15 protein-coding genes and 2 pseudogenes are annotated in these 12394 nt (G+C 72.4%); 6 read left to right on the forward strand and 11 right to left on the reverse strand.

All coding sequences use genetic code 11. The features are described from left to right. Positions 1–137: 137 nt before the first annotated feature. The 5 genes and pseudogenes from AB8Z36_RS14525 to AB8Z36_RS14545 all read right to left on the reverse strand — a co-directional run. Positions 138–296, reverse strand: a pseudogene (locus AB8Z36_RS14525) (class I SAM-dependent methyltransferase); the annotation flags it as partial. Then, complete coding sequence (locus AB8Z36_RS14530; protein ID WP_369213711.1) at positions 233–688, reverse strand: hypothetical protein; 456 nt, start codon at positions 686–688, stop codon at positions 233–235. The gene AB8Z36_RS14530 and the pseudogene AB8Z36_RS14525, both read right to left, overlap by 64 nt. Beyond that, on the reverse strand, positions 685–1545 hold the full coding sequence (locus tag AB8Z36_RS14535; protein ID WP_369213697.1) for a class I SAM-dependent methyltransferase: 861 nt from the start codon (positions 1543–1545) through the stop codon (positions 685–687). Before AB8Z36_RS14535 ends, AB8Z36_RS14530 begins: the two co-directional genes overlap by 4 nt. Then, entirely contained in the window at positions 1542–2198 is a 657-nt protein-coding gene (locus AB8Z36_RS14540; RefSeq protein WP_369213698.1) for a TIGR04282 family arsenosugar biosynthesis glycosyltransferase, read from the reverse strand. Before AB8Z36_RS14540 ends, AB8Z36_RS14535 begins: the two co-directional genes overlap by 4 nt. Beyond that, positions 2195–2914 (reverse strand): glycosyltransferase family 2 protein, encoded by a 720-nt coding sequence (locus AB8Z36_RS14545; RefSeq protein ID WP_369213699.1) that lies wholly within the window; start codon positions 2912–2914, stop codon positions 2195–2197. Before AB8Z36_RS14545 ends, AB8Z36_RS14540 begins: the two co-directional genes overlap by 4 nt. A 112-nt stretch (positions 2915–3026) precedes the next feature. Between AB8Z36_RS14545 and AB8Z36_RS14550 the strand changes: the two genes are divergently transcribed. Together AB8Z36_RS14550 and AB8Z36_RS14555 are read left to right on the forward strand one after the other, a co-directional pair. Next, the gene (locus tag AB8Z36_RS14550; protein WP_369213700.1) at positions 3027–3752 is read left to right on the forward strand and encodes a response regulator transcription factor; all 726 of its coding nucleotides are present in this window, start codon (positions 3027–3029) and stop codon (positions 3750–3752) included. Next, entirely contained in the window at positions 3742–4854 is a 1113-nt protein-coding gene (locus tag AB8Z36_RS14555) for a sensor histidine kinase (RefSeq protein WP_369213701.1), read from the forward strand. Before AB8Z36_RS14550 ends, AB8Z36_RS14555 begins: the two co-directional genes overlap by 11 nt. Before the next feature lie 109 nt (positions 4855–4963). Here AB8Z36_RS14555 and AB8Z36_RS14560 read toward each other — a convergent pair whose 3' ends face one another. The 3 genes from AB8Z36_RS14560 to AB8Z36_RS14570 form a co-directional block, all read right to left on the reverse strand. Next, a complete protein-coding gene (locus AB8Z36_RS14560) occupies positions 4964–6016 on the reverse strand; it encodes an NAD-dependent epimerase/dehydratase family protein (RefSeq protein ID WP_369213702.1) in 1053 nt (350 codons plus the stop codon). Positions 6017–6125: 109 nt separating this feature from the next. Beyond that, a complete protein-coding gene (locus AB8Z36_RS14565) occupies positions 6126–6548 on the reverse strand; it encodes a hypothetical protein (RefSeq protein WP_369213703.1) in 423 nt (140 codons plus the stop codon). Continuing rightward, positions 6545–7681, reverse strand: coding sequence for a molybdopterin-dependent oxidoreductase (locus AB8Z36_RS14570; protein ID WP_369213704.1), 1137 nt, complete (start codon positions 7679–7681; stop codon positions 6545–6547). Before AB8Z36_RS14570 ends, AB8Z36_RS14565 begins: the two co-directional genes overlap by 4 nt. Positions 7682–7966: 285 nt before the next feature. Here AB8Z36_RS14570 and AB8Z36_RS14575 point away from each other — a divergent pair, with 285 nt between their 5' ends. Continuing rightward, the gene (locus AB8Z36_RS14575; protein ID WP_369213705.1) at positions 7967–8785 is read left to right on the forward strand and encodes an SAM-dependent methyltransferase; all 819 of its coding nucleotides are present in this window, start codon (positions 7967–7969) and stop codon (positions 8783–8785) included. 48 nt (positions 8786–8833) lie between these two features. Here the strand turns inward: AB8Z36_RS14575 and AB8Z36_RS14580 are convergent, their stop codons facing one another. Both AB8Z36_RS14580 and AB8Z36_RS14585 read right to left on the reverse strand, forming a co-directional pair. Further along, on the reverse strand, positions 8834–9748 hold the full coding sequence (locus AB8Z36_RS14580; protein ID WP_369213706.1) for a helix-turn-helix domain-containing protein: 915 nt from the start codon (positions 9746–9748) through the stop codon (positions 8834–8836). A 91-nt stretch (positions 9749–9839) separates the two neighbouring features. Then, the gene (locus AB8Z36_RS14585; protein ID WP_369213707.1) at positions 9840–10082 is read right to left on the reverse strand and encodes a DUF397 domain-containing protein; all 243 of its coding nucleotides are present in this window, start codon (positions 10080–10082) and stop codon (positions 9840–9842) included. Between the two features lie 198 nt (positions 10083–10280). On the opposite strand from AB8Z36_RS14585, the gene AB8Z36_RS14590 reads away from it, so the two are divergent. Beyond that, positions 10281–10682 carry a restriction endonuclease gene (locus AB8Z36_RS14590; RefSeq protein WP_369213708.1) on the forward strand — a complete coding sequence of 134 codons (402 nt, stop codon included), beginning with the start codon at positions 10281–10283 and terminating at the stop codon, positions 10680–10682. A 128-nt stretch (positions 10683–10810) separates the two neighbouring features. Beyond that, positions 10811–10996 (forward strand): hypothetical protein, encoded by a 186-nt coding sequence (locus AB8Z36_RS14595; RefSeq protein ID WP_369213709.1) that lies wholly within the window; start codon positions 10811–10813, stop codon positions 10994–10996. 107 nt (positions 10997–11103) lie between these two features. On the opposite strand, the gene AB8Z36_RS14600 is transcribed toward AB8Z36_RS14595, so the two are convergent. Beyond that, positions 11104–12045 (reverse strand): hypothetical protein, encoded by a 942-nt coding sequence (locus tag AB8Z36_RS14600; protein WP_369213710.1) that lies wholly within the window; start codon positions 12043–12045, stop codon positions 11104–11106. A gap of 197 nt (positions 12046–12242) precedes the next feature. On the opposite strand from AB8Z36_RS14600, the pseudogene AB8Z36_RS14605 reads away from it, so the two are divergent. After that, positions 12243–12394: pseudogene (locus AB8Z36_RS14605) on the forward strand (bifunctional DNA primase/polymerase); the annotation flags it as partial.

Here is a 12394-nt window from a genome sequence, read left to right on the forward strand (position 1 = left end):
ACATCAATGTCTCACACGGTGCGTGCGAGTGTCCAACGATCGCCTTATCGGGTCGGAACCGCTCAGAGGACCCGCCGCAGCGCCTCCGGAGTGAGGTCCGCGAGCGTCGGATGGCCGTCGACGGCCATGAGGAGATCGGCCTCGGCGAGCAGGCGTCCGCCGGGGCGGGGCAGTTCACGCAGGCGGGTGAGGAGGGTGACCGGGTCACCGCCGATGCCGACGTTGCCGTCCATCAGCAGGACGGTGCCCCAGCGGCCCTCCCGGGGCAGTCGGTCGAAGACGGACCGGGCGAGATTCCGGCGGCCTGCACGCGGCCGTCCCAGGCGTAGCGGAACATGTCGTCGCTGGTGCGTGGTGGGGCGGTGAGTCCGGCCAGGGCGATGGCCGCCGATCCGATGAGGACGAGGACGGTCGCGGCCCGGGCGGGGACCTTCCGTATGGTCCATACGGCGGCGGCGAACAGCGCCCAGGCGATGCCGTATCCGAGCAGGAGGCGGCCCGGGGCACTGTGGTTGTCACCCCGGTGCAGGGTGAAGGTCATGACCGCGGCGAGGGCGGAGAGCAGGAGGGCGGTCGTGAGGACGCGAAGTCGCGTGCGGGCCGCTGGTGCGGTGCCGTCCGCGGACGTGGTCAGGCCGGGGTCATCGGCCTCGCGCGGGTGCGAGGTGATGGTGTCGGTGCCAATCATGTGTGGTCCGGCCGCCCCTCGTGCCGTGGTGGGGTGCCGGTGTCCGTGGTCGGGCGCCGGAGTTCGAGGAAGGTGCGGCCGGAGGTGGTCCAGTGGCCGGTCGGACTCCATCCGGTGGCGTCGGCGGCGCGCAGCAGGGCGGTGGCCCCTGCCCGGGCCCAGCGGAAGGGGCGTCCGTGGCGGCCGTGGGCGTCCTCGACGCGGACCGTGAGGCTCTCCTCGACGTCGTCGGCGTCGGCCTCGGCGAGCAGGCGTCCGCCGGGGCGGGGCAGTTCACGCAGGCGGGTGAGGAGGGTGACCGGGTCACCGCCGATGCCGACGTTGCCGTCCATCAGCAGGACGGTGCCCCAGCGGCCCTCCCGGGGCAGTCGGTCGAAGACGGACCGGCGCAGTGCCGTACCTCCGTGGTGACGTGTGCGGGCGACGGCGGCGGGGCTGATGTCCACGCCCAGGGCGGGCACCCCCTGCCCGGCGAGTGCGGAGACCAGGCGGCCGGGGCCGCAGCCGATGTCCAGGACGGGGCCGACGCAGCGGAGCAGTACCTGCCGGTCGGCGGTGTCCGGGGCGGCGCAGAAGCGCTCGATGTCCAGCGGCAGCAGGTCGGCTGTCCCCTCGCGTCGTGGTGCGAGGCGGCGCAGATGGAGCGGGCCCCGGCCCGCCCGCAGGGCGCGGCCGTAGGGGTCGGCCGTCCACGGCTCCCCCGGCGCGGGGTGCCTGAGCGGGTCGGCGCCGGGCGGCAGGAGCGGATGCCCCTCCGGCACGGCGGTCCCCGGCCGGGTCGTGTCCGCGACGGTGTGCTCACCCTGCATGCGCTTCCCCGCAAGGGTCGGGGTGGCTCCGGGTGCGGTGGCGCTCATCGGACCGTCTCCGCGAGTGCGGTGAGGGCGGCGGCGAAGCGGGAGCCGGAGGGGCAGCGGGAGACCACGGAGGCGGCGTCGGCCGCGGTGTCCACGTCGCGCAGCGGCGGCAGGTCGCCGACCGAGAGCCCGGCTTCCACGAGTCTGCGGCGCTGCACGCTTCCGGTGCGGTCGGTGGACATCGGGACTCCGCGCACCAGGGCACCGGCCAGGGAGGGGTCGGCGAAGCCCAGGGCCCAGAATCCGCCGTCGGCGGCGGGGCCGAACCAGGCGTCGTGGCCGTCGCGGCCGACATCGGCCAGCAGATCCGGGGTGAGCTGCGGGGTGTCCATGCCGACCAGGAGCGCGGGACCGCCGTCGCAGTGTCCGAAGGCGGCGGCGAGGCGTTCGTCGAGGCCGCCGTCCGCCTGGGGCAGCACCTCGTATCCGGGCGGCAGCCAGGGGCCGGGTGTGCCGTGCAGGACGAGGAGTCGGCGCCGGGCGGGGACGTGGAGCAGTGTGTGGAGGGTGTCGGTCAGTGCGGCCTCGGCCAGCAGGGCCGCCTCCTCCGGCGTGTAGGGCGGGGTGAGGCGGGTCTTGACGCGGCCGGGTAGTGGCTCCTTGGCGATGACCAGCAAGGTGGGCGGACACGCGGGTTCGGGGCGGGGGTTCACCGGGCGCCTCCCGCGAGGCCGGTGTCCGTGCGCGGGGCGGTCGGTGGCCGCTCGGCGAGGACGGCCCGCATGTCGTGCACGGCCTGCCAGGTGCCGCGCCAGGTGCCGGTGACCTTCGAGCGGCCCGTACGCGGGTGGTAGGGCACATTGGTCTCGGTCACCCGCCAGCCCGCGTCGGCGGCGCGGACCACCATCTGCAAGGGGTAGCCGGAGCGGCGGTCGGTCAGCTCCAGGGCCGTGAGTGCCTCTCGCCGGGCCGCGCGCATGGGGCCCAGGTCGTGCAGGCGCAGGCCGGTGCGGCGGCGGACGAGGCGGGCCAGTTCCAGATTGGCCAGGCGGGCGTGCGGCGGCCACGCCCCGCGCGCGGTGGGCCGACGGCGGCCAAGGACCAGATCGGCGGACCGGTCCAGGACGGGCCCGGCGACCTTCGGCAGCAGGCGTGGGTCCAGGGAGGCGTCGCAGTCGCAGAAGCAGACCACGTCGGCGGTGGCCGCGGCCAGGCCCGCGTGGCACGCGGCCCCGAAGCCGCGCTGCGGCTGGTGGACCATGTGGGCGCCCAGGGCGCGGGCGATGTCCGGTGAACCGTCACGGGAGCCGTTGTCGACGACGATCGCGCGCCAGCCGGGTGGAATGCGCTCAAGGACCCACGGCAGGGCTTCGGCCTCGTCGAGGCAGGGCAGCACGACGTCCACGGAGAGGGAGGATGTCTCGATCACCTCATTCACCCTACGGATCGATAACGGACATAAGGGACTTCACTTCCTTACGGAACGCTGACGTCCGCGGCTCCCTCCGCAGTACGGCGCCTCGCGGTGTGACACTCGTGGGGTGAAACGCGTACTCGTGGTGGATGACGACCCCACCGTCTCCGAGGTGGTCGCCGGATATCTGGACCGGGCGGGCTTCGCCGTCGATGTCGCGGCCGACGGCCCCACCGCCGTGGTCCAGGCCGCTTCCCGGCGTCCCGACCTGGTCATCCTCGACCTGATGCTGCCCGGCATGGACGGTCTTGAGGTCTGCCGGCGCATCCGCACGGCCGGGCCGCTGCCGGTGATCATGCTGACCGCCCGGGGCGACGAGGAGGACCGCGTCCTGGGTCTGGAGGTCGGCGCGGACGACTACGTCACCAAGCCGTTCAGCCCCCGGGAACTGGTGCTTCGGGTGGAGTCGGTGCTGCGCCGCGCGGGCCCGGCGGCGGCCGTCCGCAGCGAGACGGCGGAGCCGTGGCTGCGATCCGGTCCGCTCGCGCTGGACCCCTCCGCCCGGCGCGCCATCCGCGACGGCGCCGAACTGAACCTCACCATCAGGGAGTTCGACCTGCTTGCGTTCTTCCTCAGGCACCCCGGGCAGGCCACGAGCCGGGAACAGCTGATGCGCCAGGTCTGGGGCTGGGAGTTCGGCGACCTGTCCACCGTCACCGTGCATGTGCGGCGGCTGCGGGAGAAGGTCGAGGACGACCCGGCAAGCCCGCGCCTCATCAGTACGGTGTGGGGCGTGGGTTACCGCTTCGACACACCCGAACCCCGGGACGGCGGGACCGGCCATGGTGACTGACACCCTGCTCATCGTGGTCTACGCCACGGTCGGCGCGGCCGGTGCCGGACTGGCGGGGGCCGTGAGCCTGCGGCTCCTGCGCGACCGGTCGGTCGCCATGTCCCTTGGCGTGGTCGCCGTCGTCGGCGTGGCGGCGATGCTCGCCGGGACCCTGCTGGTGTCCTGGGCGATGCTCCTGTCCGACCACGACCTGCGGGTCGTGACCATGGTGGGTGTCATCGCTGCCGTGGTCTCGCTCGCCGTGACCCTCGCCCTGGGCCGGAGCGTGGTGCGGGGCAGCCGGGAGCTGGCCGAGGCCACCCGCGCTCTGGGTGACGGCGGCAGCTTCGTTCCGCCCGCCTCCTCACCGACCGCCGAACTGAGCCAGCTGAGCCGCCAGTTGGCCGCGACGAGCGACAAACTGGCGGCCTCCCGGGAGCGGGAGCGGGCCTTGGAGGCCTCTCGCCGCGAGCTGGTCGCCTGGATCTCCCACGACCTGCGCACCCCGCTGGCGGGACTCCAGGCGATGACCGAGGCCCTGGAGGACGGCGTGGCCCACGATCCCCAGGTCTACCTCAGCCGTATTCGCGCGGAGGTGGGCCGCATGAGCACCATGGTCGGTGACCTCTTCGAGCTCTCCCGCATCCAGGCCGGGGTCCTGACGCTGTCCCCGGCCCGGATGTCGGCCTACGACCTCGTCGGCGACGCCATCGCCGGTGTCGACGCCCTGGCCACGGAACACGGGGTACGCCTGGAGGGCCACGGCGTCGAAGCCGTACCCGTCGAGGTGGACGGCCGCGAGATGTCCCGCGTCCTTGCGAACCTGCTGGTGAACGCGATTCGCCGGACCCCCGCCGACGGCACGGTCGCCGTGTCTGCCCGGCGGGAGGACGACAGGGTCGTGCTGTCGGTGACCGACGGCTGCGGCGGGATCGCCCCGGAGGACCTGCCGCGGGTCTTCGACACCGGCTGGCGCGGGACCGACGCCCGCACGCCGCCCGCCGGAGCGGGGCTCGGCCTCGCCATCGTGCGCGGCATCGTGGAGGCCCACCAGGGGCAGGCGGCGGTGCGCAACGTCCCCGGCGGCTGCCAGTTCGAGGTGCGCCTGCCCGCGGCCCTCTGAGCGGGCCCACGGCACGGCCCCCCGGGAGCGGGCCCACGGCACTCCGGGAGGGGCCCGCAGCACTTTGCAAGCGGGCCCGCGGCGTTCTGAAAACGGGCCCGCGACCGACTCATCCCGCCCGCAGCGGCGCCACGGCGAACTCCGCCATCCCCCGCACGAAGGACATCCGCGGCGCACAGCCCAGTTCATCCCCCAGGCGCTTCGAGCTGGCGGTGATGTGCCGGACGTCGCCGAGCCGGTACTCGCCCGTGACGACCGGCGCGGGACCGGCGTAGGCACGGGCCAGGGCCGCGGCCATCTCCCCGACGGTGTGCGGTTCCCCGCTGCCGACGTTGTACGGCCGCAGACCGCCCGCGGGAAGTCCGCCCACGGCGTCCAGCGCGGCGAGGTTCGCGTCGGCGACGTCGCGGACATGGACGAAGTCCCGGAGCTGGCCTCCGTCCTCGAACACGCGCGGGGATTCGCCCCGGGCGAGCGCGGAGCGGAACAAGGAGGCGACCCCCGCGTAGGGGGTGTCCTTCGGCATCCCCGGTCCGTAGACGTTGTGATACCGCAGGGCGGCGGCCTGTCCGCCGGTGGACCGCGCCCAGGCGGCGGCCAGGTGCTCCTGGGCCAGCTTGGTGGCGGCGTACACATTCCGGGGGTCGGCCGGGGCGTCCTCGTCCACCAGACCGGCGGTGAGCGGTTCACCACAGTGCGGACAGGGCGGCTCGAACCGCCCCGCCTCCAGATCCCCCGCCAGGCGCGGACCGGGCCGTACGACGCCGTGCCGGGCGCATTCGTAGCGCCCCTCTCCGTAGACCACCATCGAACTGGCAAGCACCAGTCGGCGTACGCGGGCCCCGGCCATACCGGCCAGCAGCACGGCGGTGCCGAGGTCGTTGCAGCCCACGTAGTCCGGGGCGTCGGCGAAGTCCCTGCCCAGGCCGACCATGGCGGCCTGGTGACAGACCGCGTCGACATCGCGGAGGGCGTCCGCGACGGCGTCCGCGTCGCGGACATCGGCGTGCCGCCAGTCGGCCCCCTCGGGGACCGGCGGGGCCGTACGGTGCGCGGCGGGCAGCAGCGCGTCGAGCACCCGCACCTCGTGTCCGGCGCCGAGCAGAGCGGTGACGATGTGCGAACCGATGAAGCCCGCACCTCCAGTGACCAGGATCAACATGACACCGACGGTAGGACCGTACGCCTTCTCGCGGACCCCTTCACGGCGTGACGTCAGCGGTTCGTAAGACCTTCGGCCCTCGCCTCCCGGCGTAGCCAGAAACTCTCTTTCATCCCTCAGGAGGACGGCTCGGTCCCTCAAGAGGACGGCGACGGAAGTACGCTCGCGCGGCCATCCACAGGGCCGTCACCGCGGCCACGGCCGTCAGCGCGATCAGCCAGTTGCGCGGGTAGTCAAGAGGAAGGACCGAGGGGTGGGCCGTCCTGCCCGGGCGCAGCAGCACGGGCAGTGCCACCACTGTCAGCGCGCCCGCGACCAGCAGCGCCGCGCGGACCGGCCCACGCACCCGGCCGCGCACGAGTACCAGGCCCACCAGCAGCACCGCGGGAGCGATGACCGCGTCGTGCAGCACGAGCGCCCCACCGAGCCAGAGCAGTACGCCCGTGACATCGCGCACCTCCGTCATGAGGGAGACACCCACCCCCATCAGCACCACGCCCAGCGCGCCCGCGACCCCGCGTACCGTCCTCATGCCAGCACCTCCAGTCGGCCGACCCACTTGGTCTGCAACACCCCGGGCCGATTGGGGGCGATGAGGCGCACCGGATAGCCGTGGTCGGGGTCAAGCTCCTCGCCGTTGAGGCGAAGGGCGAGCAGGGTCAGCGGGTCGCGAGCGTGTGCGTGCCCCATCTCCGACACGCGGTAACCGCCGCGCGGCTGGAGCGACACTACGCGCACCCGCGCATGGGCCGGGGCGCCCGCCCGCTCCACCAGGTCCTTGACCCGTACGCCCGTCCAGTGGGCCGACCGGCTCCAGCCCTCCACACAGGCGATCGGCAGCTCCGCCTCGTGCTGGGGCAGAGCACGCAGCTCGTCCAGGGTCAGGGTGAACGGCCGGGGCCCCCGCACCACCAGGCGGTACCGCTCCGCGTCGAACCGGTCGACGCCCGCCGCCACGGCGGTCCTGTTGACCGGAAGCGACTGGGGGCCCTGGTCGGGGTCGCGGGGCGCGAACAGGATGAGGTCCTTCAGCGGAGTGAACGACTGCCCCACGGTGGTGAGGGTCACGGCCCCGGCCCCGGCGGTCACCGCGGCCAGCAGGGAGCGCCGGTCCGGGCCGTCCCCCGCGGGCAGAGCGAGCGTCCCCGGGGACCGTCGGCTCCAGTGCGCCTTGATCTCGGGCGCCTTGACGGCGACGTGCAGGACCAGCGCCCCGGTCACCAGCCACGCCACGGCGTAGTGCACGGGGACGAAGGAGAACGGCCACGGATACCACTGCGCCGTGTTCAAAAGCCCCGTCGCCAGCTCGAAGAGGGCGCCTGCCACCAGCACCGCGACCGAAAGCCGCTCCAGGGCGTGCCGGAGCGATCGCAGCGGCGGCCGGGCGAACAGGCGCGGGTACACCGTCCACAGCTTCGCCAGCAGCAGCGGGACGGCCGCGGTGCCGGACGCCACGTGCAGGCCCTGGGTGAGCCGGTAGCCCCAGACGGGACGGCTCGGCATGGCGTCGGCCAGCCAGCCCGGCGGATGCTGCGTGAAGTGGCTGATGAGCCCGGTGAGGAAGCACACGGCGAACGCGGGGCCCAGCCATCGGCCGATGGAGGTCGCCGTGCGGGCGTCGTGCAGCCTGCCGTGGAACTGGGGAGGGGAGACACGCGGTTTCATGCCCACCATCCCACCTGGCCGGAGGCCCATACGGGACGAGGTCGCCCCTTACGGAATGCGGACATTCCTCCGCGCCCGCCCAGGGACGGGCACGGCAGGAGATGGACACCCGTTCGAAGCGCGTCCGCCCCTCGCCGCTGTGGCCACTCGTATATGGCTGATTACGGACCGCACGAGCAACGGGCTGTGTAAATAGGTATGTTGGGCTCCTACCGGCGCGGATTCCCTGGGGGACGGTCGGCCATGGCGCTCAACGGGGGCGCTTGAGCGATGGGAGTGCAGGACATGACCGGAGACACCCGACCGCCGCAGTCCCGCACCGTCGACGTCAGCGTTCCCAGTGTGGCGCGCATGTACGACTACTACCTCGGCGGCAAGGACAACTACGCCGTGGACCGCGAGGCGTGCGAGGAGCTGAACAAGGTCGTCCCGAGCACGCAGGTCCTCGCGGTCAACAACCGCCGGTTCCTGCGGCGGGTGGTGCGCTGGCTGGCGCAGGAGCAGGGCATCCGGCAGTTCATCGACCACGGCTCCGGCCTGCCCACGCAGGACAATGTCCACGAGGTCGCCCAGCGGGTCGATCCGGACTCGCGCGTGGTCTATGTCGACAGCGATCCCATCGTCCTGGCCCACGGCCGCGCGCTCCTGGAGGAGAACGGCAACACCGCGGTCATCCAGGCCGACATGCGGGACACCGAGGGCATCATGAGCCATCCGGACGTGGAGCGGCTGATCGACTTCGACCGCCCGGTGGCCGCGCTGTTCGTGTCCGTACTGCACTGCATCCCGGACTCCGACGATCCCGCCGCTCTGATCAAGCGCGTCGCGGAGCGGCTCGTGCCCGGCAGCTTCCTGGTGGTGTGCCAGCTCGTCAGCGAGGACCAGGAGACCCGCGACTTCGTCACCGAGTTCATGCGGGTCAGCACCCACGGCCAGTGGGGCCGGGTCCGTACGGCCGCCGAACTGGGCGCGATCCTCGGCGACCTGGAGATCATCGAACCGGGCCTGGTGGAGGTGTCGACCTGGCGGCCGGACTCGGACGTGGGGCCCAAGCAGCGCACCCTGGAGTGGATCGAGTACGGCGGCGTCGCCCGCAAGCGGTAACGAATGCGGTTACGGTTGCGGCGGCGGGGCTGACCGTCCTCGGGGCGGTCAGCCCTTTCGCATGCCCGCGATCAGGTCCTCCAGGATGGTCTGGGACTGGCGCGGAGAGGCGGCCTGGGCGCTGAGCAGGTCGGTCACCGCGAGGTAGTGGTYGACGTCGTCGCGCTTGTCCAGATAGAGCGCGCTGGTCAGCTGTTCCAGGTAGACGACGTCGGGCAGATCCGGCTCCAGGAAGCGCAGGATCGTGATCGGGCCACCCGCCGCCGCGTGGCCGCCGAGGTCGAACGGGGCGATCTGCACAGTGACGTTGGGCAGGCGCGTCATGTCGAGGAGATGCCGCAGCTGGGCCTCCATGACCTCCGGCCCGCCGAGCGGCCGTCGCAGGCACGCCTCGTCCAGTACGGCCCACAGGCGGGGCGGGCTGGGGGCGGTGAGCAGCGCCTGGCGTTGCAATCGCAGTTCCACGCGGCGTTCGATCTCGGTGCTCGATGCCTGCGGGTTGCCGAGTTCGCAGACCGCGCGGGCGTACTCCTCCGTCTGAAGGAGGCCCGGAACGAACTGCACTTCGTAGGTGCGGATGACGGAGGCGGCGCCCTCCAGGCCGAGCAGCGTCTCGAACCAGCCGGGCAGGACATCGTTGTACTGGTGCCACCAGCCGGGCGCGCTGGTGCCGCGCGCCAGCTCCAGGTATGCGGCGCGCTCGGCCTCGTCCGTGATCCGGTACAACGTCAGCAGGTCCGCCACGTCGCGCTCTTTGCAGCCGACGCGGCCCAGTTCCAGACGGCTGATCTTGGCGTGGGAGCCGCGGATCGCGTTGCCCGCGGCCGCCGGGGTGATGCCCGCGGCCTCGCGCAGCCGGCGGAGCTGCGTGCCCAGGATGATCCGCAGCACCGTGGGGCCGCCCCGGGGGTGCTCGATGTGACGGCGCAGGGGCTCGGTGGGCCCCGGCTGCGCGGAAACCATGCTGAACTCCCTGCTGGTCGGTGACGGTTCAGTGTCCCATCGGCGTTACTGCTTCGTACAGTTACGGTGACTATCCGGCCGACATATGCGCTCAGGTGAGCCCTGCGAGATCATCGAAGTCGCCGTCCTTCGCCCCCAGGACGAAGGCCGCGATCTCCTCGCGGGTGTACACCAGAGCGGGTCCCTCCGTATGGCGGGAGTTGCGCACCGCGACCCCGCCGTCGGCGAGAGCGGCCAGCTCAACGCAGTTGCCGTTGGGGTTGCTGCGGCGGCTCTTGCGCCACACCGTGCCGTCGATGGCATCGGCGCGTATGCCGTTGGGCGGTGACTGCACCCGCTCCACTCCTCGTTCGCTGACTGGCTTCGGCCCGCTCGCGGACCCGTACATGCGCTGGCGTATTTATGCCCTCGCACGACCGTTCTTACCGATGCAATTGCAGATGTACTTGCAGCGGTGGGCGGTCGACGACGATATTAGCCCTTCGGAACTAAGCGGCCCAGACCTCTAGGCGGCCCATGGGGGCGATCGTTGATGACCACACCGTCGGCAACACCCGTGCGTGACGCCTGCAATGAGGCGTCGCTGCTTGGACGGGAGCCGTACCTGGCGCTTGTCCGGGACGTACTCTCCTGGACCGCTCCCCCGCCGACCCTTGAGCCACGGGACTACGAACAGATCGCGGTACGCCTGGTGGACCAGGCCCGGGCCTTATCGGAGAGCCTGCGCCGCCACTGTGCCCAACTCCCGCGCGCCAGCGGGACGCAGGCACTGACCGAGATCGTGCTGAAGGAGGCCGAGCGCCGTCTGTCGGCCCCGCCCCGGGCCACGATGGCCCGGGTGCAGAACCTCGCCCGCCTCGTACGCGCCCTCTACGAACGTCTCGACCGCCTGCACTCCACAGCCGAGCCCAGCCCCGCCGCCCTCTCCTCCTGACGCCGGGGCGCCCGCACGGTCACGGGGCAGCAGCCCTTCTCGTCACGGCCTGCGGGGCTCACGCCGGTGAGATGTCGGCGGGAGCACGCGTCCGGACCACGCACGGGAGTGGTTTGCCGAGGGATGCGGTGCTGGGGAGGTGGGACGTCATCCCCGGGCACGGCAATCCCCCCGAGGGCTCCACCGTCACCTGGTCCTCGCCGAACGCGGGCAACGGATCGGTGACCTTCTACGACAACGGCTCCCGTTTCGAGGGCACTGCCCAGTTCCCGAACGAAGGACCTGTGGGCTACCGCGGAACACCCGCGAACTGACCCACCTCCCCGCTGTGCCGCCCCACGCCAGGGGGCTTGGGCTGGGGCGGCACAGCACCACACGGCGACGGTCACGAAGCGGGTCGGCGCGCGCAGCCCTTGCCGCATCAGCCTCTTCGGTACCTGTCCGCCATCGTGTGGAACACCTTCTTCGGCCCCCAGCGCTCCTCGTCGAGCATCCGGACCACACCGTAGGAACCGAGGTCGTGCTCCCCGGGTCTGCTGTAACCGGCGAAGGTGAACCAGAGCGCGGTGTCCACGCCCTCCTCCTCGAAGATGTCGAGGAGTTCGCTGAGGTAGCGCACCTGCTCGCCCTCGTCCGGAACCGCGTCGTGCGGCACCTGCCAGGCCATCCCGCCCCGCTCTCCCGCACCCCGGTAGGCACAGGTTCCGTACTCGGTCACGGCGACGGGCTTGCCGTGGGCGAAGTGTCCTCGCAGCTCGTCCCGGAAGCTGTCGGCGTTGTAGGCGGCACGGTAGGCATCGATGCCGACGAGGTCGAAGGCACTCCAGTCGACGAACTCCCACGGCGCGGAGGCATACGTGACCAGTCCGCCGAAGCGCGTACGGACGGTCGCGGCGATCTGGGCGAGACAGCCGTCGAGGCGTTCCCGCATCGGTCCCAGGGAGGACCACCACTCCAGGTCGGCGTCGGCCATGGCCCGCATGCGCTCGCCGTAGGTGTCGCCCGGCAGGAACCCGCCGCAGAACGCGCTGATCTCACAGCCCGCGACGAACACCACCGCCGCGCCGGTCTCCCGTACCGCTTCGGCCCGAGCGGCGCAGTCGGCGAAGAACGGGAGCAGTCGCTCGCCGGGCAGGTCGACGGGGAAGGGGGCGAACCAGACTTCGAGGCCCACCTCCGCGGCGTACCGGGCGGCGATGCTCAGCCGTTCGGGTTCCCGGCCGGAGATGCGCACGGCGTCGCAGTGCAGTTCACCCGAGATCACCGCCATGTCGCGCCGGACCGTCTCAGCGGTGAAGCGCTTGCGGGAGAGTCCCTCGCCCGGGAGGAACCCGGTGTCGTAGTTGATGCCCCGTGCGCGCATGTCCCTGTCCCCTCGCTCGACCGCTGCGTTGCCCGTCGCTGACCGGCCCGTCCCTGACCAGCCGGGGGGGGGGGGGGGGGGGGGGGGGGGGGGGGGGGGGGGGGGGGGGGGGGGGGGGGGGGGGGGGGGGGGGGGGGCTCCTCCCCCGCCCTCGCGTGCGCCCGTAACCCGCCGTGGTGCCGGGAGTTGAGGACTGCGTGGAAGAGACCATCGGAGTCACGTCAGCCGCCCGGATCCCGAAGCAGCGCGGAGAGACCTTGCTGGACACGGCCGTGCGATATGCGGAGGAGCGGCACTGGGACGTGTGCGCGGGGACCTGGCTGGAGTACGCCGACGGCGGCGAGTTCTG

This window comes from Streptomyces flavofungini (assembly GCF_041028215.1).
Taxonomy (GTDB): Bacteria; Actinomycetota; Actinomycetes; order Streptomycetales; family Streptomycetaceae; genus Streptomyces; species Streptomyces flavofungini_B.